The following is a 24,398-nucleotide window of genomic DNA, read 5'->3' as shown; positions in this document are numbered from 1 at the left end:
GACTGTGGTTAGTCCTCTTTGACGCGCAGCACGATGGATCCCGTGGTCTTCCGGTCGTGAAGATCCTGGTGCGCATGGCGGGCCTCCGACAACGGATAGGATTGGCCCACGCGGAACTTGAGCTTGCCTTCTTCGACACCGCGGACGACTGCTTGGGCGCGCAGCCTGAACTCGTCGTCAGTGGCGGTGTACGCCCCGAGAGATGGGCGAGTGAGGTAGATCGAACCGTGTTTGTTCAGCAGCTGCGGATCGATGGGCTCGACAGGACCAGAGGCTGCACCGAACAGGACGACGAGCCCACGGGGGCGAACGGCCTCCAGAGACTCATTGAAGGTGTCTTTGCCCACGCCGTCGAGGACGACATCGACACCGTGCCCGCCATTGCGACGACGCACTACCTCTGCGAGGTTCTCGCCGTAGCGGAAGACCTCGGTGGCGCCGGCATCGTATGCCAGCTTTTCTTTTTCATCAGTAGAAACTACGGAGTAGACAGCGGCACCCACTTCGCGCGCCATCTGCGTGACCAGCAAGCCGACACCGCCTGCGCCAGCGGTGAGCAGAATGGAATCACCTTCCTTGGTCTCGTGCACGCCGTGAACGAGATAGTGGGCTGTCGTGCCCTGCAAGAGCATGGAGGCCGCCACCTCATGGTCGATGCCTTCAGGCACCGCTACGAGGCGATTGCGTGGTACAGCCACTTGCTCCGCATAGGAACCTAGCGCGGACATCCAGGCCACAACGGTTCCCTCCGCGATTTCCCCTTTGGGGTCATTGATGACGCGGCCGCAGCCTTCTTCACCTGCGATAAACGGCAGTGCTGAGTGGTAGATACCCTCGCGGTAATAGGTGTCGATGTAATTAATGCCGGCCACGGTGACCTCAACGAGGACCTGGTCGGCATTGGGAAGCGGCTCTGGGACCTCGGTGTAGTTGAGTACCTCGGGGCCACCGTATTCGGCAATCTGGATAGCTTTCATGATTTCCAGGCTACCGAATTCCACCGGTTGTTATGTAGAAACTGGCGCAGAGTCCTTTTCAGACGGTAGCGATGGAACTTTATCGTTGGCATCAAAGGTGCGACGCAGCCCATGGGCGTAGAGGAAGGCGGAGAACGCGACAACAAACGAGGACATTGCAATGTGCATTGGGACGGTCCAGCGAGGCACACCCAAGTAGAACTGAGTGACACCGATTGCCCACTGGATCAGGATCAGCACGACCAGAACAATGGCTGTTCGCTTGGCATCCTTCGGTGCGTGCTGGCGCCACAGCATCACCACGACCACCAAGGTGGCAAAGAGGTAGACATACATGCAGGCTGCGTGAACATATGCGAGCATCTCGGTATCAAGGTCGAGGCGACCCTCCATGCCCACTCCTGCATCACCGGAGTGCGGACCGGAGCCGGTGACCATGGTGCCTGTCATTAGAACGAAAGACAACGCAACTGCAGCGATGACGGTCCAGGTGCGAATGCTCTGAGGAAAGCGACGAACCTTGGGAGCCTGGTCGGGCTCATTAATACGCATGAACAATAGTGCAGCAATCCAGACCAAGATCATTGATGGCAGGAAGTGCACGGCCACGGCCCACCAGTGCAGATCGACCAGCACGGAGATACCGCCAATAACTGCCTGGGCGATGATGCCAAGGCCGGAGAACAATGCGTACAGCTTGATTTCCTTGCGACGCTTAGCGCGGACGACCGCGATAAAGACCGCGAGCGCACAAGCTGCCACCACAAAGGTGAGCAGGCGGTTGCCGAACTCGATGATCTGGTGGAGCAGCGGGGCCGCACCTTCGACCGGAACCAGCGACCCTTCGTGGCAATTCGGCCAAGTATTACAGCCCAGACCTGACCCGGTGACGCGAACGATGGAGCCGGTAACGGTAATTCCGCCTTGGGCAATCAGGAGGATGAGAGCGAGGATCCGCTGGAGGCGCACCGAGGGACCGACACCGTTATAGGCGGGGTGATCGTCCTTGCTGCGGGACTGCGATCCGGGTGCTGATTGGGTGCTGACAGACAATGTAGATCCTTTTCCGATCAAACTTTGGTATGAGGGAAGCTTATCGTATGTGCTGTATAGAAACAGTATTCTGCAGGTACTTTATCCATCGAAGCGGAACCACTTGATCGCAGCGAGGGTGCCCACAGCGGCCCAGCCGAGGAGGAACGCCCAGGCGATGAAATTAATGGTCCCCGAGAAGGCCGAAATCAGAGCGGATGTCAGCGCGACTGAAGGTACGAGCAACCACGCTCCCGGGTGAGATATATCGCCGGTATAGGCCACGTAGCCCACGATGCCGACCAAAATTAGCCAAATCAGATTCGCCAGGCCGAGCACAATTTCGGAGCGGAAGGTACCACCCATGAACAGGCCGAGTGAGGTGAACACGATGGTCCCTACGACCAGCGCGATGATGCCGAGAACCGCACCACCGATGCTGACACGCCACCCCAACGCGAGGGCGACGGCACCAATGATGAGCAATTGCACCAACGTCATCGTGAGCACACCAATGATCTTGCCTACGATGATCGTCCACGCCGGCACCCCGGAGGCGCCGGTGCGCTTGAGTGCTCCATAGCGGCGATCAAAGGCCAATGAGATGGCTTGCCCGGTAAACCCCGCGCTTGTTGCGGCAATCGCAAAGACCATCGGGACGATATTGTCCAGATGGGTTTCACCCAGTACTGGCAGCAGCGCCGCAGCTAGGAGGACCGCGACGGGGATGATGATATTCAACAGGATTTGTTCGCCGTGGCGCAGCATCAACTTGGATTCAATGCGTCCCTGCGACAACGCCATTTTCCACGCCGGTGCGCGCTTTGGGCGTGGGCTAAAGGTGCCCGGAGCAAGGTCGCTGATGGATACAACTTCGTTATTGTTCATGCGGCTAGCTCCTTAGTTCCCGGCCTGTGATGTCAAGAAATACTTCCTCAAGATTGCGGCGGCTCACTCCCAGTTGGGTAATAAACACACCTTGATTAGCCGCTTCCGCCGCAAGACGCGCGATGAGTTCGGGCGTCGGGTCGTCGTCAAGCACATAGTGCAATGGGCGAGTTGCGAGCACGCTTAACGACGACCCCCTGGCCGCCTCGATATCGAACGGCGAGTTGGTGTGGAAGCTGATTTGTTGGCTGGCGCCACTGGTGACGAGCTCGGCGGGAGTGCCTTCGGCGACGATGCGACCGTGGTCGATGATGACAATCTGATCGGCAAGCGACTCTGCCTCATCCATGAGATGGGTGGTCAAGATGATGGTCATGCCATCGGCGCGCATGTGATCGATCAAGTCCCAGACCATGAGTCGGGATTGAGCATCCATGCCTGCGGTGGGCTCGTCGAGGAAGACGAGCTGGGGACGCCCGATGATGGCGAGTGCCAGCGAGAGTCGCTGCTGTTGTCCACCGGAGAGGCGCCGGTAGGTTGTGGTGGCCACCCCTTCGAGGCCGAGGAGGCTGATCAACCATTCGGGATCATGCGGGTGGGCGTTATAGCTTGCGGTGAGGCGGAGCATTTCTCGGACCGTGATGCCGGAATAGGAGCCGCCACCTTGCAGCATGATGCCGATCTTTTCGCGGACTTTCTCACCCTGGGTAGCGGGGTCGAGGCCGAGGACGGAGATGGAGCCACTCGTCGGCTTTTGGAAGCCCTCACACATTTCGATGGTGGTGGTTTTTCCGGCGCCATTGGGTCCCAATAGCGCGAGCACCTGGCCGGGTTGAGCTGAAAAAGAAATTCCTTTGACCGCCTGGGTAGTGCCGAAGCTTTTCGCTACGTCTCGCACCTCAAGGACTGGTCCATCGAAAGTATTACTCACGCCCCATAGGGTATCTCACACGGATTTCTTGCGGAGCCATAGCCACGCGAAAAACAGCAGTACTGCGTATCCAATGATTGCGGCCGCGTAAATTGCTGCCACGGTGTCGGGAGGCAAGGACAAACCCCGTGGTAGAACGATGAAGCTAAACAGTGCTGAGTAACCAACAACGGCGTAGCGGAAGAAGTTTCGGTTCGCCCATGCAGCAAGCGGCAGGATTGCCCACAGCATGTACCAGGGATGTACGACGGGGAAGAGGATAACGAGGACAAACATGGACACACCCAGCCCGCCGACGGGATGGATTGATCCACGGTATGTTGCCCAGAGCATGCGCACAACAAACGCGGCCGCGACAAGCGCGCAGATACCGCGGGTGAACACTAAGACAGCATCGGTGTGATCGCCTAAGCCCAGAAGCATTCCGATAAAACCGAAGACGACGCCGATGTCCGTGCTGATCGACAGCCAACTGCGGATGGTGGCAGCCCCGCCTTGTCCGGTAATCCATCCAAGTCCAATCCCGGTGACCCAGGAAACCGTGCCGATCGTGCCAACGAGAACGAGAACCTGGACGACGATGGCGTTGAACAAGCCACGCCAACCGCCGAAGTGTCGAGCAAGCGCCATGCCGGTGAACCCGAGGGCAACGAATCCGGTGACTTTCACCATGCCTGCGCAACTAATCAGGAAGCCGGACAGAATTATTAAGGTCCAGCCGGAAGCTCTGTGTCCCTGTTCCCCGATCCGATTGATGCCGCGAAGGCCGACCTCCATGCCGATCAGCATGAGTCCCAACATCACGGACTCGTTGTGAATGCCTCCGACGAGATGCAGAATCGTCAGCGGATTGAGAATACCCAGCCACAGTGCGGTTGCAGGATTGACTGAGCAGCGCTTCGCCAGTGCAGTAATTGCCCATGCAGCGCCGAATAGGAATATGACCGAGATGAGGCGATGTGACAGTACTCCTAGGAGGATGGAGTCGTTGGTAATCACCGAGATGGCTGCGGCAATCCCTAGTGCAACAGGTCCGTAGGGGCTAGGGGAGTCTGCCCAAATGAAGGGCACGCTTCGAGCGAGGTGGTTCTCAGTGCCCAACAGTTGTACCGGACCCGCTTCGTACGGGTCCATGCCTTGCGCGACGATCGAGCCTTGCGCCAGATAAGAATAAATGTCTTGGGTAAAAAGTGGAGCCGTGAAAATCAGCGGCAGCGTCCACGCGACGAAACTGCGCATCACTAGTGCGGGAGAAACAGGGAGATTGTTGTCCCGCTTTGTGATGAAGGGCATCATAAACACCCACGCCGTGACCATAAAGGCGACACCTATTAATACAAGTGCCGACGAGGTCTGCAGCATTCGGGCCATAATGTCGCCGAGTGGGAGCTGTCCGAAGGGGTTTTCCACGACAGGCAGCGCGCCGCCACCGAGACCGCCGAGCGCGATTAATAAAGCACCGACAGTACCCAGGATGCGCAGCAGGCTAAATCGGTTCGCTTCCCGAAAGGAAGGGCGAGCCGAGGTGTCGGCGGGTGTTTCGTCGAGATGCAAAAGCGCAGACCGAGAACCTGGCGTCCCTAAGCGAGGCAACGCATCAAAGATGCCACCTCGCGAGGAGGATTCGTGGCGTGGTTGATCAGTCACAACGGCACATTCTACGCAGGTATTTTCTGAGCCGATGAATCCTTGCGGGAATTCGCCCTGGGATTGTTTGCTGGGGTGAACACCTGGGTGGACACAGGGAATTAATTACGGCACACTAGTGTTGTCTAAAGATAGCTACCGAAATCATGCAAAAGTCAGATAGCCATTAAGTGAGAAGGGGTGAATACATGACCGGACATACTGGATCCGTAGCGCGCTCAGTCGAAGGAGACACGAGGCGTGAGGTCATGTTGCTACTACTGAAACTCGGCCCATCTACCGCTGGTGAATTAGGAGAGCATCTCGGCCTTTCAGCCGCGGGTGTCCGCAGACACCTAGACAATTTGGTGGACGATCAACTCGCCGAGAACTGTGATGCACTAGCAATTAGTGGGCAAACTCAATCCCGCGGGCGGCCTGCCAAGCAGTACCGCCTCACAGAACTCGGGCGAGATCAATTCGGCCACAGTTACGACGACCTCGCCCAACTAGCGCTCGCGCAATTGCGTGAGGCTGGGGGAGACGAGGCGGTGCGCACGCTCGCACGCACACGCATAGCTAAGATCCTCGAGGGGATCGAAGAAGCAACAGATCATGATGAAGACACGGTGGAACGAGTTGCCAGAGATGTGGCAGCTGCGTTGGACCAAAACGGATATGCAGCTACCGTCACCCGTGCTGGTGCCGGTGTGCAGATCTGTCAGCATCATTGCCCGGTTGCTTCAGCGGCGGCAGACCACCCCGAACTATGCGAAGCAGAGCACGAAGCAATCTCTCAGGTGGTTGGGCTTCATATTCAGCCACTAGCGTCCATCGCCGATGGAAATGGCGTGTGTACCACCAATATCCCTCTCGCGGCAAAAGCGAGGACCCAGACGGAAAGGAGCGAATCATGACCGAAGCTAAGGCAGCACCAGGTCTTGAGACCCCGATGAGCGATGACGAAATCATCGATTCCATCGGCGCATATAACTACGGATGGCACGACCCGGACGTTGCGGGCGCATCTGCACGTCGCGGCATCAACGAGGATGTCGTACGAGACATCTCTGCGAAGAAGGGCGAATCCGAGTGGATGCTCAACCAGCGTTTGAAGGCGCTGAGCATTTTCGATAAGAAGCCAATGCCAAAGTGGGGCGCAGACCTTTCTGGCATCGATTTCGACAACATTAAGTACTACGTCTCGTCCACCGAAGGCCAGGCACAGTCCTGGGAAGACCTCCCTGACGACATCAAGAACACCTACGACCGCCTGGGCATTCCTGAGGCAGAGAAGCAGCGCCTCGTTGCAGGTGTTGCAGCTCAGTACGAGTCTGAGGTTGTGTACCACCAGATCCGCGAGGACCTGGAGGAAAAGGGTGTTATCTTCCTGGACACCGACACCGCGCTCAAGGAGCACCCAGAGCTGTTCGAAGAGTACTTCGGTTCTGTTATTCCTGCTGGTGACAACAAGTTCTCCGCGCTGAACACCGCTGTGTGGTCGGGTGGCTCCTTCATCTACGTTCCTCCAGGGGTCCACGTGGATATCCCTCTGCAGGCTTACTTCCGTATTAACACGGAGAACATGGGCCAGTTCGAGCGCACCCTCATCATCGTCGATGAGGATGCATACGTGCACTACGTTGAGGGCTGTACTGCTCCTATTTACAAGACCGACTCGCTGCACTCCGCAGTCGTGGAGATCATTGTGAAGAAGGGTGGCCGTTGCCGCTACACCACCATTCAGAACTGGTCGAACAACGTCTACAACCTGGTGACCAAGCGCGCCAAGGCTGAAGAGGGCGCCACCATGGAGTGGGTCGATGGCAACATCGGCTCCAAGGTCACCATGAAGTACCCAGCCGTCTGGATGACTGGCCCACACGCTAAGGGCGAGGTGCTCTCCGTAGCATTCGCTGGCGAAGGCCAGCTGCAGGACACCGGTGCCAAGATGACCCACATGGCTCCGTACACCTCCTCCAACATCGTCTCTAAGTCGGTGGCTCGTGGTGGAGGTCGCGCTGCCTACCGCGGTCTTGTTCAGATCAATGCCAACGCGCACCACTCCACCTCGAACGTGGAATGTGACGCACTGCTGGTGGACAACATCTCGCGCTCCGATACCTACCCGTACAACGACATCCGCAATGACCACGTGACCCTGGGCCACGAGGCAACCGTGTCGCAGGTCTCCGAGGAACAGCTGTTCTACCTCATGAGCCGTGGCATCGCGGAAGAGGAAGCAATGGCGATGATCGTCCGTGGCTTCGTCGAGCCGATTGCGAAGGAGCTCCCAATGGAGTACGCACTCGAGCTCAACCGTCTTATTGAACTGCAAATGGAAGGCTCGGTGGGCTAAAAACAATGACCGACACTGCTGTAAAGACCGGTTCCCCGAACCAGACTAAGGGCGATCTTCCTTCGTCTTATGATGTCAATGACTTCGAGGTTCCAGGTGGCCGCGACGAGGTCTGGCGTTTCATCTCGCTGCGTCGCATCCGTGGCCTCCACAACGGTTCATTCGACCCTGCGACAGAGGCGAACATCGAGGTCAAGGCCGATGCGTCCGTCAAGGTTGAAAAGCTTGAGCGTGACGACGAGCGACTGCACGTCGCTGGTGCTCCCGTGGACCGCGTTGCTGCCCAGGCATGGACCTCCATGCCGAACGCGACGCTTGTGACCATCCCGGCTAATCAGGCTCTCGACGAGCCCATCTACATCACCGTCACCGGTGCTGGCGCAGACGTCACCTCCTTCGGTGGCATCGTCGTGTCTGCTGAAACTGGCTCCGAGGCAACCGTTGTATTGCAGTACACGGGTTCCGGCACCCATGCCGATAACGTGAACTGGGCACTCGGCGACAACTCCAAGCTCACCGTCGTCGTCGACGCTGACTGGGAGAAGGATGCGGTCCACCTCGGCGAGCAAAACGCTGTCCTGGGCCGCGATGCAACCCTGCGTCACACCGTTTCTACTTTCGGTGGCGAGATCGTGCGTATCGTTCCCCGCGTCACCTTCACCGCTCCTGGCGGTGACGCGGAAATGCTCGGCGTGTACTTCGCCGATGATGGTCAGTACATCGAGAACCGTCTGCTCGTTGACCACGCATTCCCGAACTGCCGCTCCAACGTGATGTACAAGGGTGCACTGCAGGCGGACAAGAACTCGAAGCTGCCAGAGGCTCGCACCTGCTGGGTCGGCGACGTGCTCATTCGCTCGAACGCACAGAACACTGACACCTACGAGGTCAACCGCAACCTCGTGCTCACCGAAGGCGCACGCGCAGACTCCATCCCGAACCTCGAGATCGAGACTGGCGAGATCGTCGGCGCAGGCCACGCAGCTACTGTCGGTCGCTTTGACGACGAGCAGGTCTACTACCTGATGAGCCGTGGCATCCCAGAGGGCGAAGCCCGTCGCCTCATCATCCGTGGTTTCTTCAGCGAGGTCATCCGCAAGATTCCAGTGGAATCCATCCGGGAAGCACTCGAAGCACGCGTCGAAGACGAGCTGGCGCGAGTCAACCTCTAAGTCCGCACCTGAGAAACAATAACGACAAGAAAGAAACGAGCATAAATGTCTACGCTTGAAATCAAGAACCTTCACGCTCAGGTGCTTCCTAGCGAGGAAGGCCAGGAGCCAACCCCTATCCTCAAGGGCGTTAACCTGACCATCAACTCCGGTGAGACCCACGCCGTCATGGGCCCGAATGGCTCCGGCAAGTCCACCTTGGCTTACACCCTGTCCGGCCACCCTCGCTACGAGGTCACCGACGGTGAAGTCCTGCTCGACGGTGTCAACATCCTCGAGCTGGCCGTTGACGAGCGCGCACGCGCCGGCCTCTTCCTCGCCATGCAGTACCCAACCGAGGTGCCTGGCGTTTCCTCCTCCAACTTCCTGCGTTCCGCTGTCACCGCTGTGCGCGGTGAAGCTCCTAAGCTGCGTGAGTGGGTCCAGGAACTCGGCGGTCAGCGCGACGCACTGAGCATTGATAAGTCCTTCGGCGATCGCTCCATCAACGAAGGTTTCTCCGGTGGCGAGAAGAAGCGCCACGAGGTTCTGCAGCTCGGCCTACTGAAGCCAAAGTTCGCAGTTCTCGACGAGACCGACTCCGGCCTCGACGTTGACGCCCTGCGCATCGTCTCCGATGGCATCAACCGCTACCAGGAAGACACCAACGGCGGCATCTTGATGATCACGCACTACAAGCGCATCCTCAACTACGTTCGTCCAGATTTCGTTCACGTCTTCTCCGACGGACAGATCATCAAGACCGGCGGTGCAGAGCTCGCAGACGCACTCGAAGCCGAGGGTTACGAACAGTTCACCACCCAAAACGCTTAAGTAGCTAAAGAAATTAGGACATGACATTTACACACGCTGACGGAACGCTGAACGTCGACGCTATCCGCGCCGAATTTCCTATCCTCGGTCGCACGGTACGCGATGGCAAGCCCCTGGTTTACTTAGACTCAGGTGCAACGTCTCAACGTCCGGAGCGGGTCTGGCGCGCAGAGGAGAAATTCGTCCTCGAATCATTCGCACCAGTCCATCGTGGAGCCTATGAACTCGCTGAGGAGGCAACCGACGCCTACGAAACCGCGCGAGAGAACATCGCGCGCTTCGTCGGGGCCGAGGGCCACGAAATCGCCTTCACCAAGAACGCGACGGAAAGCCTGAATCTGGTTGCCTACACTCTTGGTGACGATCGTGCGGGTGACCTTCAGGTTACTGAGAACGACACCATCGTGATCACTGAGCTGGAGCACCACGCAAACCTTGTCCCATGGCAGGAACTGGCTCGCCGAACAGGTGCCACCCTCAAGTGGTACAAGACCACCCCGGATGGTCGCATCGATCTCGATTCGCTCGAGCTCGACGAGACTGTCAAGGTTGTTGCGTTTACCCACCAGTCCAACGTGACCGGTGCTGTTGCCGACGTTGCTGAAATGGTGCGTCGCGCACGAGCTGTGGGTGCTCTCACCGTGTTGGATGCATGTCAGTCCGTTCCTCACATGCCAGTGGATTTCCATGCGCTGGACGTTGACTTTGCGGCGTTCTCTGGCCATAAGATGCTCGGCCCGTCCGGCGTCGGTGTCGTGTACGGCAAGGGTGACCACCTGGACAAGCTGCCACCATTCCTCACCGGTGGTTCCATGATCGAAGTGGTCACCATGGAAAAGACCACCTTCGCTGCACCTCCGCAGCGCTTCGAGGCTGGCACCCAGATGACCAGTCAGGTTGTGGGCCTCGGCGCTGCAGTGGAGTTCTTGGAGGAAGTCGGCATGGATGCCATCCATGCTCACGAGCACGAGCTGACTGCATATGCCTTGGAGCAGCTCAATGCCATCGAGGGTGTGACGGTTGCCGGTCCGCTCACCGCCGAAAACCGTGGTGGTGCGGTGTCCTTCAATGTCGAAGGAGTGCACCCGCACGATCTCGGTCAGGTGTTGGACTCCGAGGGTGTCTGCATTCGCGTTGGCCACCACTGCGCGTGGCCGGTACACAGGGCTCTTGATGCTCAGTCGACCGCCAGGGCGAGCTTCTACCTGTACAACACGAAGTCCGAAATTGATGCGCTTGCCGAAGGCATCAAGAAGGCGCAAGTTTTCTTTGGGGTGAAGTAATGAGCTTAGAATCGATGTATCAAGAGGTCATTCTTGACCACTATAAGAATCCCAAGCACGCGGGCCTGCGGGACCCGTATGATGCCGAGGTTCACCACGTGAACCCTTCGTGTGGTGACGAGCAGACCCTGCGCGTTCACCTTTCCGAAGATGGCGAAACCGTGGTGGACGTGTCCTATGAGGCCGAGGGATGTTCTATCTCTCAGGCATCGACCTCGGTGCTCACCGACGAGGTCATCGGCTTGCCAGTGGACGAGGCCATGGAGAAACTTGCCGCGTTCGAGGACATGATCACCTCCCGTGGACAAAAGGAAGGTGACCCGGAAATGATCGGCGACGGTGTCGCATTCTCCGGTGTCGCAAAATTCCCAGCGCGTGTGAAGTGCGCACTGCTGGGTTGGAAAGCATTTCAAGCGGCCACATCAGATGCACTCAATGAAAGGGAAAGCAAGTGACCGAACCTAACACTGATCCGAACGTAGAAGCTGAGGCAGCTGAGGCAACCGAGAGCTCGTCGTCACGCTTTGACGGCCCGGCAGAGCGCCCTGAGCAGACCGAAGAGCAAATCGCGCTGACGGCAGACGCCGAAGAATACATGCGCGACGTTATCGACCCAGAATTGGGGATCAACGTAGTTGACCTCGGCCTCGTCTACGACATGTGGATTGAGGACAATGAAGGGGAGAACGAGTTGGTCATCAACATGACGCTGACTTCTCCTGCGTGTCCACTTACCGATGTCATCGAAGACCAAGCTGAGCAGGCGGTCGTGGGCAACGGCCTCGTCGATAAGCTGACTCTTAATTGGGTCTGGATGCCACCTTGGGGTCCACAAATGATTACCGAAGATGGCCGCGAGCAACTTCGCGCCCTGGGATTTGCTGTCTAACAGTTCCCACACAACTGCGCGCCCTTCCGCAAACACGGAAGGGCGCGCAGCTGTTTTCACCTATATCTCTAGGCGAAGAGCCCAAGAAGAATGACAATCAGTGCAACGATGACACTGAAGATGAACCCAGCAATGGAATTCTTGGTTTTCGCGGGCGTCTTTCCACGAGACTTGCCTGACTTTCGATTATTCAACTTATCCAATTGCTGGCGGAAATCGGACATGGACGTGCCTGACGCAGCGCTGGGCTGGGCACGATTGGTTTGAATCGTCGGATTAGCCGAGCGTGGGCTCTGAATAGACACCGTGGCCGCCGGACGTGCCGTGACTTCCTTGATCTCGGACGATGACAAGCTGTAGCCGGCCAGAAATGATTTCATTTGCGCGGTGGAGGGCTGACCGTCGAAACGAGCGACGAGCGAACCTTTTTGGTAGTCATTCAACACATACGAGATGACGTATTCGCGCCCGAATGGCTCGTTTTGACTGTTCATACCCTCTTGTTTAGGTCACTGTGCCCCGCTCGTCAACTAGTATCGCGCACAAACATTCACAGTAGTGGGGAACGGGGCAGGAAAGTGTACACTGACCTGTTGTGATTGTCACCAATGATCTTGAAGTCCGTGTCGGCGCCCGTACTCTGCTCGAGGCCCCTGGCCAGCAGCTACGCGTCCAGCCAGGTGACCGAATTGGTCTTGTCGGGCGCAATGGCGCAGGCAAGACCACCACTATGCGCATCTTGGCTGGCGAGACCGAGCCTTACGGCGGTAGCGTCACCAACAGTGGACCAGTTGGCTATCTGCCGCAGGATTCTCGCGAGGGATTTATCGAGCAAACCGCGCGCGATCGCGTTCTCTCGGCACGAGGACTGGATCAGATCCGTGCTTCGATGGAGAAGCAGCAGGAGATTATGGAGGTCGCTGACGGCTCCAAGCGTGATTCGGCGATCAATAAATACTCCCGTCTTGAGGAGCGCTACCATGCGCTCGGGGGCTACGAGGCCGATGCAGAAGCTGCCCAGATCTGCGACAACCTAGGCCTCGATGAGCGCATCCTCGACCAGCCGCTCAAAACGCTTTCTGGTGGTCAGCGCCGCCGCGTCGAGTTGGCTCAGATTCTTTTTGCCGCCAACGATGGTGCGGGTAAGTCCGAAACGACATTGCTTCTCGACGAGCCCACCAACCACCTTGATGCTGATTCCATCTCGTGGCTGCGTGGATTCTTGTCGAAGCACGAAGGCGGCTTAATCATGATTTCCCACGATGTCGATCTGCTCGACGACGTGTGCAACAAGATCTGGTTCCTTGATGCTGTCCGTTCCGAGGCAGACGTGTATAATATGGGCTTTTCCCGTTACAAGGAAGCTCGAGCACAGGATGAGGCCCGTCGTCGTCGCGAGCGGGCGAACGCGGAAAAGAAGGCATCGACCCTCAAGCAGCAAGCCGCGAAACTCGGCGCGAAGGCGACGAAGGCGGCTGCGGCGAAGCAGATGCTGGCCCGCGCTGACCGCATGATGAACGAGCTGGACGAGGTTCGCGTCAACGATCGCGTCGCATCGATTTCTTTCCCAGCACCTGCACCGTGTGGCAAGACGCCGTTGAATGCGACTGGCCTGACGAAGATGTACGGCTCCTTGGAAGTCTTCGCTGGTGTCGATCTCGCCATTGACAAGGGATCACGCGTTGTTGTGCTGGGTACCAACGGCGCGGGTAAGACCACCTTGCTCAAGCTGTTGGCTGGTGTGGAACGCACCGATGGCGAGGGTGGCATCGTGTCGGGACACGGGTTGAAGATCGGCTACTTCGCCCAGGAGCACGACACCATCAATCCAGATAAAACCGTGTGGGAGAACACCATCGAGGCGTGCGCAGATGCCGATCAGCAGGACCTACGCGGCCTCCTGGGTGCCTTCATGTTTTCAGGAGACAAGCTCGAACAACCCGCAGGCACGCTCTCCGGTGGTGAGAAGACTCGTTTGGCGTTGGCCACGTTGGTGTCCTCGCGCGCCAACGTCTTGCTTCTCGACGAGCCGACCAACAACCTCGATCCGCAGTCCCGCGAGCAGGTGCTCGACGCTCTTGGCACGTACACAGGGGCCGTCGTCCTTGTCACCCACGACCCTGGCGCCGTGCGCGCTCTGAAGCCTGAGCGGGTCATCATCATGCCCGAAGGTGATGAGGACATGTGGAGCGACGAGTACATGGAGATCGTCGAACTCGCCTAACGGAACGCTGTGCATCTTGTTCCCTTGGCACGGGTTATTATCTTGCCTGAAGGAAATGGGGGAACATGGAACGTTCTACAAATAAATACCGTGGTGCGAGCCTGATCATCAGGCTGATTATCTCGGTCATCGGCGTCACCATCATGATGAGTGGCGTTGCTATGGTCACGTTAGCGGGACTGGGTACCTCGCCGATATCGGCGGTGATCTGGGTCTTGACGCTCCATGGCGGCCTCAGTTTCGGCGGTTGGACAGCCGTGTGGAACCTAATGTTGATCGTGTTGCAGTTACTGATTTTGCGTGGCAGGTTTCCCAAATCAGGTTGGTGGCAGCTGGCAGCATTGGGCGTCTCGTCGCTCACCCTAGATCTGTGGATGAATGTTTTGTCTTGGGTGGAAACATCGAACTATGCGCTGCAGCTAGTTACCCTCTGCATCGGAATTTTCCTACTGGCACTTGGTGTCTCCATTTCGGTGACTCCAAAGCTCTTGTTCATGCCAGGCGAAGGCCTCGTCGTTGCGATTAGCACCGTCACGGGATGGGACTTCTCCAAGGTCAAGATCGGAAATGATGTGACCCTGGTGGTGTTGGCCGTCATTTTGTCGTTCATCCTCTTTGGGCAGCTGGAGGGAATCCGAGAGGGCACCGTCATCGCAGCGTTCATGATCGGCACCGTGGTGGGGTGGGTCACCCCGACGGTGCAGCGCATCGTCGCTAAGCTAGTGCCCGGCGAATAGCCTTTTCTATCTCGACTACTGCGAAGACAATAACGCCGACAATCAGCGGAATTACCCAGGTATTCAGGGCTACTGAAGTCGTGTCGAAAGCAGTGTGCATGAATGGCAGGTAGACGAAGCCGATCTGAAGCACCACCATGATCCCAACGCAGATCCATGAAATCGGGTTCGTGGTGAACAATTCCTTGCGCAGCGCACTCACCTTTGAGAAGCGGGCAGTGAACAAGTAGAAAATCTGCGCCACGACAAGGGTGTTCACAGCGACGGTGCGGGCAATCTCCAGCGCGACACCCATTGAGTCGAGCCAGTTGAAAACGAGGATTGTGGATCCACCGATCAGGATGGACACATAGGCAATGCGGATGACTGCCTCGCTATTGAGGAAGGATTCCTTCGGGTCGCGGGGCTTGCGCTTCATAATTCCCGGCTCAGGGGGCTCGAAGGAGAGCGCGAGCGACAAGGTCACCGCAGTGATGAGGTTGACCCACAAGACCTGCAGGGGAGTAATCGGAAGGGTCATGCCAAGCAGCATGGCCACGAAAATGACCAGACCCTGGGCACCGTTGGTAGGAAGCATGAAGACAATTGCTTTGCGCAGATTGTCGTAGATTGTGCGACCCATCTTCACCGCGTGGGCAATCGTCGCGAAGTTATCGTCCGCGAGGACGACATCGGCGGCATCCTTCGTTGCCTCGGTGCCCTTGATACCCATGGCCACGCCGACGTCAGCCTGCTTCAGCGATGGGGCATCGTTGACACCGTCGCCGGTCATCGAGACAACCTCGCCATTAGCTTGGAGGGCTTGCACCAGGCGGAGCTTGTGCTCGGGCGAGGTGCGCGCGAAGACCGAAGTGTCCTTGACAATTTCGCGCAGCTCATCGTCCGTTGCAGCCTCGATATCTGATCCGGTAATCGTGTGGTCGCCTTCGGCAATACCGATTTCCTTGGCGATTGCAGTCGCGGTGGAGGCGTGGTCGCCGGTGATCATGCGAACACGGATGCCAGCCTTTTGCACGGTGTCGACGGCTTCGATGGCCTCTTCCCGAGGCGGGTCGATGATGCCGTAGAGGCCGAGGAGAGTGAAACCGCCATCGTCGACGATGTAGGTGGTGAGATGAGAATCTTCTGTAGTGGCTCGTCGTGAAGCAGCGGCGAGCACGCGGTGACCTTTGGCACCGAGCTCGTCGATAATGCGCTCCCACTTCGCGGTGTCGAGGGGCTCAGTGCTACCGTCCGCCGCGAGCTGGGTATCGCAGCGGTTCAGGAGACGATCCGGGGCACCCTTCAGGTGTACCACGGTGCCCGAGTCAAGCTGATCGACGGTGGCCATGTACTTATATTCGGAATCGAAAGGCACAGAGGCGATGCGGCGGGAGTGATTTGGCTCTTCAATGCCGGCTTTGAGCGCGAAGGTGCGGATACCACCGTCGGTTGGCTCGCCATTGAGCGTCCAGGATCCGTCGTCCTGCTGAAGCACTGAAGCATCATTGGTAAAGGCGGCTACTTCGGCAACCCGGCGCAGATCGGGGTAATCTGCAGCCTCAACCTGCTGCTTGTCCAAGGTGATCTCGCCGATGGGAGCGTAGCCGGTTCCAGTGACATTGAAGCTGTGTTGGTTGGTCACCACCTCGCGCACGGTCATCTCGTTTTTAGTCAAGGTGCCCGTTTTGTCGGAACAGATTGTGGTGACGGAGCCGAGAGTCTCCACCGAATTCATCCGGCGGGTAATGGAATTGCGCTCCGCCATCTTCTGCACACCAAGAGCAAGGGTGATGGCCATGACCGCAGGCAAGCCTTCCGGAATTGCCGCCACCGCGAAGCCGATGGCCGACATGATCAGGTCAAACCACGAATAGTCGTACAAGAAGAAGGCGACGGCGATCATCAGAACCGCCAAGATCACCGCAACTACAGCGATGACCGACGAGAGCTTGCTCATCGATTTTGTCAGAGGAGTGTCAACGGACTCGACTTCCTCGAGCATCGTGGTGATATGGCCAATCTGGGTGGCCTTACCCGTTGATGTCACAACGGCAACACCGCTGCCGGCGGCCACTGTGGTGCCAGAAAATACCATGGACGTGCGATCGCCCAGGTCCGATTCCTCGGCGACGGGATGCGTGGACTTATCAGTCGGAACCGACTCGCCCGTCAGCGCTGATTCTTCAACTCGGAGACTCACAGCCTCCAAAACGCGCGCATCCGCCGGGACTTTATCGCCAGCACGCAACTTGATCATATCTCCGGGGACAATGTCTTCCGCAGGAATCTTGCACCAGACACCATCGCGCAAGACCTCGGACTCCGGGGAGAGCATGTTGCGAATAGATTCAAGCGCGTCTGCTGCCTTGCCCTCCTGCACGAATCCGACGAGCGCGTTGATGATTACCACGGCAGCAATCACGATGGTGTCCATGACCTGACCAAGAATTGCGGTCAGCACGCCCGCGGCGATCAGTACGTAGATCAATGGATCGTTGAACTGCCTGAGTAACCTCTGAAAGGCGGTTTCTTGTTCTGCCTGCGGCAGGGAGTTAGGACCATAGTTCTCACGGAGTTGATCCGCCGAGGAAGTGCTCAATCCATCGGAGGTCACATTCAATTCCGCGAGAACTGTACTGGTGTCGCGTGCGTGGGGGGACTGAGGAGTAGTAGCGGGGGCGCTCAATGTTTTTCACTTCCGAGTAGTGATTAGTTCCTAACCCCTACATTAGCGAAAGAATTGCTCACCCAGGCTGTACCAATACAATTACGTAGCGGTGAGTTCTCTAACGCCCCCGCGAAGCACAGGGCTGTTAGTTTCGGAAGCCGTGTACTGGAGCTGGAATATAACCACCGCGATTTATGAAATCGGCATTTCCGACCTCATTAACAGGGATAACAGGCGCATATCCCAAAAGACCACCGAAGTTGACCTCGTCGCCTGGCTTAGTACCAGGCACTGGGATTAAGCGCGCAGCAGTCGTCTTGTGATTCATCACACCAATTGCGGCTTCGTCGGCAATCATGCCGGCGATCGTCGTCGCCGGAGTATCGCCAGGGATCGCGATCATGTCAAAACCGACGGAGCAGATCGAGGTCATGGCCTCCAGCTTGTCCATCGTGATGGAGCCGGAACGCACAGCGTCAATCATGCCTTTGTCCTCGGAGACGGGGATGAAGGAACCCGACAGCCCGCCCACGCGCGAGCACGCCATCATGCCACCCTTCTTCACCGCGTCATTGAGCAACGCGAGTGCAGCGGTCGTGCCGTGGGTGCCCACCTGGTCGAGACCCATGTGCTCTAGGATGTGAGCCACGGAGTCACCCATCTCGGCCGTTGGTGCCAGGGACAGGTCGACGATGCCGAACGGGACGCCGAGACGCTCAGCGGCCATGTTGCCCACCAGTTGGCCGGTGCGGGTGATCTTGAAGGCTGCCTTCTTGATCTCCTCGGCTACCTCGTTGAGAGAGGCACCCTTGAGCGAACCCAGTGCGCGGTCGACGACACCAGGTCCGGAGACACCCACGGACACCACGCAGTCGGGCTCCTCGACACCGTGGAAGGCGCCCGCCATGAAGGGGTTATCGCCGACGGCGTTCGCAAAGACGACGAACTTTGCACACGCAATCGATGACTGGTCCTTGGTTAGTTCGGCGGCTTCCTTAATAATCTCGCCCATCCGAGCGACTGCATTCATATTGATGCCAGCGCGGGACGTCGCGATATTGACCGAGCCACACACCAAATCAGTGGTGGACAGGGCTTCAGGAATAGAGTTGATCAGCCTCTTTTCGGACGTTGTTGCGCCCTTTTCGACGAGTGCTGAGTACCCGCCAATAAAGTTGACGCCGATCTCCTGGGCAGCGCGATCTAGCGCCTTTGCGACGATCACGGGATCGCCCTCGCAACCGGCCGTGACCAACGAAATCGGAGTGACCGAGACGCGCTTATTGACGATAGGAATACCGAGTTCCGTCTCAATGCCTTCGCAGACTTCTACCAGGCGTGCTGCCTGAGTGGTCACACGATCATAGACTGCTTGGGCGGTCTCTTCCATCGTGGTACGAGAGCATTCCAGAAGCGAGATACCCATGGTCACCGTACGAATATCAAGACGGTACTTCTCGATCATGTCGATGGTGTCAAGAATATTTCGGCTGGCAAAGTTGAGATCCATGTGTGCAGCCCCTCTAGATTTCGTTGACTGCGGTGAAGAGTGCTTCAGACTGAATGCGAATGACCAACGCTTCGCGTTCGCCAACCTCATCCATATGCTTCTGCAGCCCCGCGATGTCGGAAGAAGAATCGCCCAGCTCAACGCGCAAGATCATGGTGAACCACTTGTCCATGAGGGTCTGGGAAACATCGAGGATGTTGATGTCTTTTTCAGCGAGAGCAGTGGTGACTGCAGCGATAATTCCGGTGTGATCCGCGCCGGTGACGGTGATGATGGCATACATGGAAATTAGTGTATCTACCAGTGTTTCAACTTTCTCATTGGGTAGCCTCCAGTGGTCGTAAAAGCCACTTCTTTTATGTAGCGTGGACTTATGACTCGAAGCGCACAAAATGTTCTGATAATCGGTGGTCGCGGCAAGATTGCCAAGCTGGCTACAACGATGTTGGTAGAGGCAAATAGCTCGGTAACTTCCCTAGTCCGCAACCAAGATTCTGTCCCCGAAGTCGAAGAATTGGGTGCAACCGCTTTAGTGCGAGACCTCACCGAAGTTGGCCACGAAGAGTGGAAGGAAATCCTCGGGCAATTTGATGTGGTTGTCTGGAGCGCGGGTAACGGCGGACGCGGGGGAGCCGACGTCACCTATGCGGTCGACCGTGACGGTGCCATCGCGGTGATTAATGCTCTGACGGAGCTTGAGCTTCCACCTCGATTCATCATGGTCTCCTACCTTGGTTCCCTGGAGAACGAAGTCGAAGATGATGGCGGAACTTGGTATGCCTACGTGGAATCGAAGAAGGCCGCCGACAAGCGTCTGCTCGAAACAGACCTAGAGTTCTTGATCCTTGCACCTGCGGTATTGACTGACGAGCCCGCTGCGGGCATCAAGATCATCGAGAATACGCAGGGCCGGGTGGAGCAGGCGACGACCTCGCGTGAGCTAGTCGCGGAAGTTATCGCCGACGTAGCTCTGCGCGATTCTCTGCCGAATATTCAGGCTCTTGCCTTCATCGACGGAGATGAGGAACTCTCTCAAGTTATTTAGCGCCTAAAGCTATAGTCCACGAAGCGATGCAATAGTTTGTTTGACCACTTTGTGTCGATGGAGGGGAGAGACTCCACGATCTGGTCGTAGTCCTCCGGAGCGAAATAGCCGTAGTCGTAATAGAAGTCCATGCGGGTCTTCATTGCCTGAGCGTCCATTTCGGCATGGAATTGGCTAGCCCACACCTGAGTTCGGTACCGCACAAGTTGCACCGGACAAGTTGGTCCGCTGGCCAATACGGTCAGGCGATCCGAGACGTGTTCCGCGTTTTCGGTATGCCCTGTCAACGACGTAAACGTCGTGGGGAAGCCACGCAGGAGGGGATCGATTCGACCTGCGGCAGTGAGTTTCACACAACTAGGGCCAGATTCTTCGGCATGGTCGTGGGAAACTGATCCCCCCGTATGGTTAGTCAGCCAGCTTGCGCCATAACAGATTAAAAAGACGGGCAGTGAATCGTCGATAAGCGAATCCAACTGTGTGTGGACGTGGTGCTGCCACGGTGACCACGTGTCGTTCAGAATATTGAGCGAGCTGCCGCCCACGATGACGCCGCTGATGCCGTCGAGGCTGCCGATAATCTGATCCGTCGTGCCCATGATGCGGTGGACCATCGTGTCGTTGTTGAGCCCAGTGGCGGCCATGACATCGCGGGCTTCAGCCGCAGCGATGCTATTTCCAAGTGGGCCGTCGCGCAGCGACAGCAACAAAATTTTCGACATAGCCCACTATTCTATACCGCTTGGTCTATTCGGTATAACTCAGTGCCCGGACAGACTGTTCTACGAGGTCGAGTACGGCTTCCATGTGCTCGGTGGATTCACCCGAGGCGAGGCGCGTGATGAACCCGTCCATAAACGTGGTGAGGTAGAGGTGCAATACCTCCATGGGTACGTCGGTGCGCATCCGGTGATTACTTGCGTTCTCGCGCAGGCGCTTGGCAACGGCCTGGTCGAGGACTTCCTGGTGCTTATGCCACCGGGACTTGAAGTCAGGGTCGGAGCGCAGCTTGCGGACGATCTCGATGCGAGTGGCTAACCAGTCGTATCGTTCGGGGTGACGCAACATGTCGCGCATCACTTCGACAAGGCCACCTTCGGAGACAACGTCGGCCTGGCGTTGTGCGTCCTCGCGAGCAATCTCGAGGAAGAGTGATTCCTTGTCGCCGAAGTGGTGGAAGATCGCCCCGCGGGACTTCCCGGTGGCCTCTTCCAGCAATCGGACTGTAGCGCCCTCATAGCCAAATTCAGCAAAGCATTTTCGAGCACCATCAAGTATCTCTTGTCGGCGGCGGATCAATTCGTCTTCACTGATAATTGGCATAGGACGCTCCTAAGTATGGGGATAGTGGAAGGGGCCGGCCTGAACATGCAGGCGCGGCCCCTAGATCCAGCTATTCAGAGGTCAGTCTGAATGAACTAGCTCTTAACCATCTGACGCAGCACGTACTGCAGGATGCCGCCGTGGCGGAAGTAGTCAGCCTCACCCGGTGTATCGATGCGAACCTTCGCGTCGAACTCCACGGTGGAGCCGTCTTCCTTGGTAGCGGTGACCTTCACGGACTCTGGGATGGTGGTGCCATCGTTGAGTGCGGTGATACCGGAGATATCGAAGGTCTCGGTGCCGTCCAGGCCGAGGGAGCCGTGGGACTCGCCCTCAGGGAACTGCAGTGGGATGACACCCATGCCGATGAGGTTGGAGCGGTGGATACGCTCGAAGGACTCGGTGATAACAGCCTTCACGCCGAGCAGGTTGGTACCCTTTGCAGCCCAGTCACGGGAAGAACCGGTGCCGTATTCCTTACCAGCGAGGACAACCAGTGGGGTTTTCTGAGCAGCGTAGTTCTGAGCTGCGTCGTAGATGAACGCCTGTGGTGCGCCTTCCTGGGTGAAGTCACGGGTGTAGCCACCCTTGACGTCTACGAGCTCGTTAGCCAGGCGGATGTTCGCGAAGGTACCGCGAACCATGACCTCGTGGTTACCGCGACGGGAGCCGAAGGAGTTGTAGTCCTTGCGCTCGACGCCGTGCTCGTCTAGGTAGTTAGCAGCTGGGGTGCCTGGCTTGATGGAGGAAGCAGGGGAGATGTGGTCAGTGGTGACCGAATCGCCGAGCTTAGCCAGCACGCGTGCGCCCTTGATGTCCTGAACTGCTTCAGGCTCGGTTGGCATGCCGTCGAAGTAAGGAGCCTTGCGGATGTAGGTGGAGTCTTCGTTCCACTTGAAGGTCTTGCCTTCTGGAACATCCAGGTTCTGCCATGCTTCGTCGCCCTTGAAGACGTCAGCGTAATCGTCGACGTACATTTCGCGGGAGATGGTGCCAGCGATGGTGGACTCGATCTCCTCGGAGGAAGGCCAAACGTCCTTCAGGAAGACGTCGTTGCCATCCTGATCCTGACCCAGTGGCTGGGTCTCGAAGTCGAAGTCCATGGTGCCAGCGATTGCGTATGCAATAACCAGCAGTGGGGATGCCAGGTAGTTCATCTTCACGTCAGGAGAGATGCGGCCTTCGAAGTTACGGTTGCCGGAAAGAACAGCCGTAGCGGTCAGGTCGTACTCGTTGATCGCGTCAGAAACCTCTGCAGGCAGTGGGCCGGAGTTACCGATGCAGGATGCACAGCCGAAGCCGGTGAGGTAGAAGCCGACAGCCTCAAGATCCTTCCAGAGGTCTGCACGGTTGTAGTAACCGTCAACGACCTGGGAACCAGGAGCCATGATGGTCTTGACCCATGGCTTGGACTTCAGGCCCTTTTCAGCAGCCTTACGTGCCAACAGGCCAGCGCCAACCATGACGGAAGGGTTGGAGGTGTTGGTGCAAGAGGTGATAGCAGCGATTACAACCGCACCGTGGTCGAGGGTGTACTCGCCACCCTGTGGGGATTCCACGATGACTGGCTTGGAAGCGCGACCCTCAGCGCCTGCTGCAGCGGACTCGCCGTTTGCTGGCCAAGAAGCGTTGTACTCGACAGACTCGGTTGCTTCTGCACGAACTGGCTCGGAAGTCTCGTTGCCGGCGGTGTTGTAATCAGGCAGCTGGTTACGGAAGGAGGTCTTGGACTCGGACAGCAGGATGCGGTCCTGTGGACGCTTTGGACCAGCGATGGAAGGAACAACGGTGGACAGGTCCAGCTCGAGGTACTCGGAGTACTCAGCCTCTGGAGCGTCCTGCTCCAGCCACATGCCCTGTGCCTTTGCGTAAGCCTCGACGCGGTCGATCTGCTCCTGGCTACGGCCGGTCAGGTTCAGGTAGTTGATGGTCTCCTCATCGATCGGGAAGATCGCTGCGGTAGAACCGAACTCTGGGGACATGTTGCCGATGGTTGCGCGGTTTGCCAGTGGGATGGACTTCACGCCGTTGCCGTAGAACTCAACGAACTTCTGCACGACGCCGTGCTCGCGGAGCATCTCGGTGATGGTCAGAACGACGTCAGTTGCGGTCACGCCTACTGGGATCTCGCCGGTCAGCTTGAAGCCAACAACGCGAGGGATCAGCATGGAGACTGGCTGGCCGAGCATTGCTGCCTCGGCCTCAATGCCGCCAACGCCCCAGCCCAGGATGCCCAGGCCGTTTTCCATGGTGGTGTGGGAGTCAGTGCCGATACAGGTATCTGGGTATGCCAGGCCATCGTTGTCGAAGACAACGCGGGACAGGTACTCGATGTTGACCTGGTGGACGATGCCGGTTCCAGGAGGAACAACGCGGAAGTTGGAGAAGTTCTCTGCACCCCAACGCAGGAACTGGTAGCGCTCTTCGTTGCGCTGGTACTCGATGGCGACGTTCTTCTCAACAGCGTCGGAGCTGCCGAATGCCTCGATGATGACGGAGTGGTCAATGACCATTTCAGCAGGAGCCAGTGGGTTCACCTGGTCTGGGTTGCCGCCCAGGGTGGAAACTGCCTCACGCATGGTAGCCAAGTCAACGACACAAGGGACACCGGTGAAGTCCTGCATCAACACACGTGCTGGGGTGAACTGGATCTCGATGGAAGGCTCAGCCTTTGGATCCCAGTTAGCAATTGCCTTGATGTGATCTTCGGTAACGTTCTTACCGTCTTCGGTACGCAGGAGGTTCTCGCCGAGAACCTTCAGGGAGTAGGGAAGCTTCTCCATGCCCTCGACTGCGTCAAGTGCGAAGTAGTCGTAGGACTTTTCGCCGCCACTGAGCGTCTTCTTGGCATTGAAGGAGTTCTTGCTTTCAGCCACAGGGAGCTCCATTTCTCTAAGTTGGTCCGTATTATCACTAGGAATGACCCGTTATTGGGACTT

22 protein-coding genes are annotated in these 24,398 nt (G+C 57.6%); 10 read left to right on the top strand and 12 right to left on the bottom strand.

All coding sequences use genetic code 11. The features are described 5' to 3' along the window. Positions 1-8: 8 nt before the first annotated feature. From A37O_RS0100640 to mptB, 5 genes are all read right to left on the bottom strand, one after another. Complete coding sequence (locus A37O_RS0100640) at positions 9-977, bottom strand: quinone oxidoreductase family protein (protein ID WP_026196012.1); 969 nt, start codon at positions 975-977, stop codon at positions 9-11. Between the two features lie 30 nt (positions 978-1,007). Next, the gene (locus tag A37O_RS0100635) at positions 1,008-2,030 is read right to left on the bottom strand and encodes a COX15/CtaA family protein (RefSeq protein ID WP_018295556.1); all 1,023 of its coding nucleotides are present in this window, start codon (positions 2,028-2,030) and stop codon (positions 1,008-1,010) included. Positions 2,031-2,111: 81 nt separating this feature from the next. After that, positions 2,112-2,897, bottom strand: coding sequence for an ABC transporter permease (locus A37O_RS0100630; RefSeq protein WP_018295555.1), 786 nt, complete (start codon positions 2,895-2,897; stop codon positions 2,112-2,114). A 4-nt stretch (positions 2,898-2,901) separates the two neighbouring features. After that, on the bottom strand, positions 2,902-3,828 hold the full coding sequence (locus tag A37O_RS0100625) for an ABC transporter ATP-binding protein (RefSeq protein WP_026196009.1): 927 nt from the start codon (positions 3,826-3,828) through the stop codon (positions 2,902-2,904). A 15-nt stretch (positions 3,829-3,843) separates the two neighbouring features. Continuing rightward, the gene (mptB, locus tag A37O_RS0100620) at positions 3,844-5,475 is read right to left on the bottom strand and encodes a polyprenol phosphomannose-dependent alpha 1,6 mannosyltransferase MptB (RefSeq protein ID WP_018295553.1); all 1,632 of its coding nucleotides are present in this window, start codon (positions 5,473-5,475) and stop codon (positions 3,844-3,846) included. A gap of 188 nt (positions 5,476-5,663) precedes the next feature. Between mptB and A37O_RS0100615 the strand changes: the two genes are divergently transcribed. From A37O_RS0100615 to A37O_RS0100585, 7 genes are read left to right on the top strand one after another with little or no spacing between them, the layout of a single operon-like run. Continuing rightward, entirely contained in the window at positions 5,664-6,371 is a 708-nt protein-coding gene (locus A37O_RS0100615) for a helix-turn-helix transcriptional regulator (protein ID WP_026196007.1), read from the top strand. Beyond that, on the top strand, positions 6,368-7,813 hold the full coding sequence (gene sufB / locus A37O_RS0100610) for a Fe-S cluster assembly protein SufB (protein WP_018295551.1): 1,446 nt from the start codon (positions 6,368-6,370) through the stop codon (positions 7,811-7,813). Before A37O_RS0100615 ends, sufB begins: the two co-directional genes overlap by 4 nt. A gap of 5 nt (positions 7,814-7,818) precedes the next feature. Next, positions 7,819-8,985: a Fe-S cluster assembly protein SufD gene (gene sufD, locus A37O_RS0100605; protein ID WP_018295550.1), complete on the top strand. Its 1,167-nt coding sequence runs from the start codon at positions 7,819-7,821 to the stop codon at positions 8,983-8,985. Positions 8,986-9,030: 45 nt separating this feature from the next. Further along, complete coding sequence (gene sufC, locus A37O_RS0100600; protein ID WP_018295549.1) at positions 9,031-9,798, top strand: Fe-S cluster assembly ATPase SufC; 768 nt, start codon at positions 9,031-9,033, stop codon at positions 9,796-9,798. Positions 9,799-9,818: 20 nt separating this feature from the next. Beyond that, the gene (locus A37O_RS0100595) at positions 9,819-11,081 is read left to right on the top strand and encodes a cysteine desulfurase (protein WP_018295548.1); all 1,263 of its coding nucleotides are present in this window, start codon (positions 9,819-9,821) and stop codon (positions 11,079-11,081) included. Then, positions 11,081-11,536, top strand: a complete 456-nt coding sequence (gene sufU / locus A37O_RS0100590; RefSeq protein WP_026196006.1) for a Fe-S cluster assembly sulfur transfer protein SufU — start codon at positions 11,081-11,083, stop codon at positions 11,534-11,536. The genes A37O_RS0100595 and sufU overlap by 1 nt, the downstream gene beginning before the upstream one ends. Beyond that, positions 11,533-11,970, top strand: a complete 438-nt coding sequence (locus tag A37O_RS0100585; RefSeq protein ID WP_018295546.1) for a metal-sulfur cluster assembly factor — start codon at positions 11,533-11,535, stop codon at positions 11,968-11,970. The genes sufU and A37O_RS0100585 overlap by 4 nt, the downstream gene beginning before the upstream one ends. 68 nt (positions 11,971-12,038) lie before the next feature. Here the strand turns inward: A37O_RS0100585 and A37O_RS0100580 are convergent, their stop codons facing one another. After that, the gene (locus A37O_RS0100580; protein WP_018295545.1) at positions 12,039-12,464 is read right to left on the bottom strand and encodes a hypothetical protein; all 426 of its coding nucleotides are present in this window, start codon (positions 12,462-12,464) and stop codon (positions 12,039-12,041) included. Between the two features lie 101 nt (positions 12,465-12,565). Between A37O_RS0100580 and A37O_RS0100575 the strand changes: the two genes are divergently transcribed. Both A37O_RS0100575 and A37O_RS0100570 read left to right on the top strand, forming a co-directional pair. Continuing rightward, positions 12,566-14,194: an ABC-F family ATP-binding cassette domain-containing protein gene (locus A37O_RS0100575; protein ID WP_018295544.1), complete on the top strand. Its 1,629-nt coding sequence runs from the start codon at positions 12,566-12,568 to the stop codon at positions 14,192-14,194. A gap of 65 nt (positions 14,195-14,259) precedes the next feature. Further along, positions 14,260-14,931, top strand: coding sequence for a YczE/YyaS/YitT family protein (locus A37O_RS0100570; protein ID WP_018295543.1), 672 nt, complete (start codon positions 14,260-14,262; stop codon positions 14,929-14,931). Here the strand turns inward: A37O_RS0100570 and A37O_RS0100565 are convergent. The 3 genes from A37O_RS0100565 to A37O_RS0100555 all read right to left on the bottom strand — a co-directional run bounded on the left by A37O_RS0100565 (position 14,909) and on the right by A37O_RS0100555 (position 19,374). Beyond that, entirely contained in the window at positions 14,909-17,599 is a 2,691-nt protein-coding gene (locus tag A37O_RS0100565) for a cation-transporting P-type ATPase (RefSeq protein ID WP_026196004.1), read from the bottom strand. The two genes, A37O_RS0100570 and A37O_RS0100565, sit on opposite strands and share 23 nt — an antisense overlap. Before the next feature lie 127 nt (positions 17,600-17,726). Further along, entirely contained in the window at positions 17,727-19,091 is a 1,365-nt protein-coding gene (locus tag A37O_RS0100560) for a PFL family protein (protein ID WP_018295541.1), read from the bottom strand. A gap of 13 nt (positions 19,092-19,104) precedes the next feature. Next, positions 19,105-19,374 carry an ACT domain-containing protein gene (locus tag A37O_RS0100555; protein ID WP_018295540.1) on the bottom strand — a complete coding sequence of 90 codons (270 nt, stop codon included), beginning with the start codon at positions 19,372-19,374 and terminating at the stop codon, positions 19,105-19,107. Between the two features lie 90 nt (positions 19,375-19,464). Between A37O_RS0100555 and A37O_RS0100550 the strand changes: the two genes are divergently transcribed. Then, the gene (locus A37O_RS0100550; protein WP_018295539.1) at positions 19,465-20,136 is read left to right on the top strand and encodes an NAD(P)H-binding protein; all 672 of its coding nucleotides are present in this window, start codon (positions 19,465-19,467) and stop codon (positions 20,134-20,136) included. On the opposite strand, the gene A37O_RS0100545 is transcribed toward A37O_RS0100550, so the two are convergent. The 3 genes from A37O_RS0100545 to acnA all read right to left on the bottom strand — a co-directional run bounded on the left by A37O_RS0100545 (position 20,133) and on the right by acnA (position 24,335). After that, on the bottom strand, positions 20,133-20,858 hold the full coding sequence (locus tag A37O_RS0100545) for a glutamine amidotransferase (protein WP_018295538.1): 726 nt from the start codon (positions 20,856-20,858) through the stop codon (positions 20,133-20,135). The genes A37O_RS0100550 and A37O_RS0100545 overlap by 4 nt on opposite strands. A gap of 25 nt (positions 20,859-20,883) precedes the next feature. Next, the gene (locus A37O_RS0100540; RefSeq protein ID WP_018295537.1) at positions 20,884-21,459 is read right to left on the bottom strand and encodes a TetR/AcrR family transcriptional regulator; all 576 of its coding nucleotides are present in this window, start codon (positions 21,457-21,459) and stop codon (positions 20,884-20,886) included. A 95-nt stretch (positions 21,460-21,554) separates the two neighbouring features. Further along, the gene (gene acnA / locus A37O_RS0100535) at positions 21,555-24,335 is read right to left on the bottom strand and encodes an aconitate hydratase AcnA (RefSeq protein WP_018295536.1); all 2,781 of its coding nucleotides are present in this window, start codon (positions 24,333-24,335) and stop codon (positions 21,555-21,557) included. Positions 24,336-24,398 lie beyond the last annotated feature (63 nt).

The sequence above is a fragment of the Corynebacterium lubricantis DSM 45231 genome (assembly GCF_000379425.1).
In the GTDB taxonomy this organism is placed as follows: Bacteria; Actinomycetota; Actinomycetes; order Mycobacteriales; family Mycobacteriaceae; genus Corynebacterium; species Corynebacterium lubricantis.
This window is presented reverse-complemented; position numbering and strand designations above follow the sequence as displayed.

Excerpts from the sequence above, each read along its gene's own strand:
- A37O_RS0100640 (WP_026196012.1), bottom strand. The coding sequence starts at position 977 with ATGAAAGCTATCCAGATTGCCGAATACGGTGGCCCCGAGGTACTCAAC.
- A37O_RS0100630 (WP_018295555.1), bottom strand. The coding sequence starts at position 2,897 with ATGAACAATAACGAAGTTGTATCCATCAGCGACCTTGCTCCGGGCACC.
- A37O_RS0100615 (WP_026196007.1), top strand. The coding sequence starts at position 5,664 with ATGACCGGACATACTGGATCCGTAGCGCGCTCAGTCGAAGGAGACACG.
- sufB (WP_018295551.1), top strand. The coding sequence starts at position 6,368 with ATGACCGAAGCTAAGGCAGCACCAGGTCTTGAGACCCCGATGAGCGAT.
- sufD (WP_018295550.1), top strand. The coding sequence starts at position 7,819 with ATGACCGACACTGCTGTAAAGACCGGTTCCCCGAACCAGACTAAGGGC.
- sufC (WP_018295549.1), top strand. The coding sequence starts at position 9,031 with ATGTCTACGCTTGAAATCAAGAACCTTCACGCTCAGGTGCTTCCTAGC.
- A37O_RS0100595 (WP_018295548.1), top strand. The coding sequence starts at position 9,819 with ATGACATTTACACACGCTGACGGAACGCTGAACGTCGACGCTATCCGC.
- sufU (WP_026196006.1), top strand. The coding sequence starts at position 11,081 with ATGAGCTTAGAATCGATGTATCAAGAGGTCATTCTTGACCACTATAAG.
- A37O_RS0100580 (WP_018295545.1), bottom strand. The coding sequence starts at position 12,464 with ATGAACAGTCAAAACGAGCCATTCGGGCGCGAATACGTCATCTCGTAT.
- A37O_RS0100570 (WP_018295543.1), top strand. The coding sequence starts at position 14,260 with ATGGAACGTTCTACAAATAAATACCGTGGTGCGAGCCTGATCATCAGG.
- A37O_RS0100560 (WP_018295541.1), bottom strand. The coding sequence starts at position 19,091 with ATGGATCTCAACTTTGCCAGCCGAAATATTCTTGACACCATCGACATG.
- A37O_RS0100555 (WP_018295540.1), bottom strand. The coding sequence starts at position 19,374 with ATGTATGCCATCATCACCGTCACCGGCGCGGATCACACCGGAATTATC.
- A37O_RS0100550 (WP_018295539.1), top strand. The coding sequence starts at position 19,465 with ATGACTCGAAGCGCACAAAATGTTCTGATAATCGGTGGTCGCGGCAAG.
- A37O_RS0100545 (WP_018295538.1), bottom strand. The coding sequence starts at position 20,858 with ATGTCGAAAATTTTGTTGCTGTCGCTGCGCGACGGCCCACTTGGAAAT.
- A37O_RS0100540 (WP_018295537.1), bottom strand. The coding sequence starts at position 21,459 with ATGCCAATTATCAGTGAAGACGAATTGATCCGCCGCCGACAAGAGATA.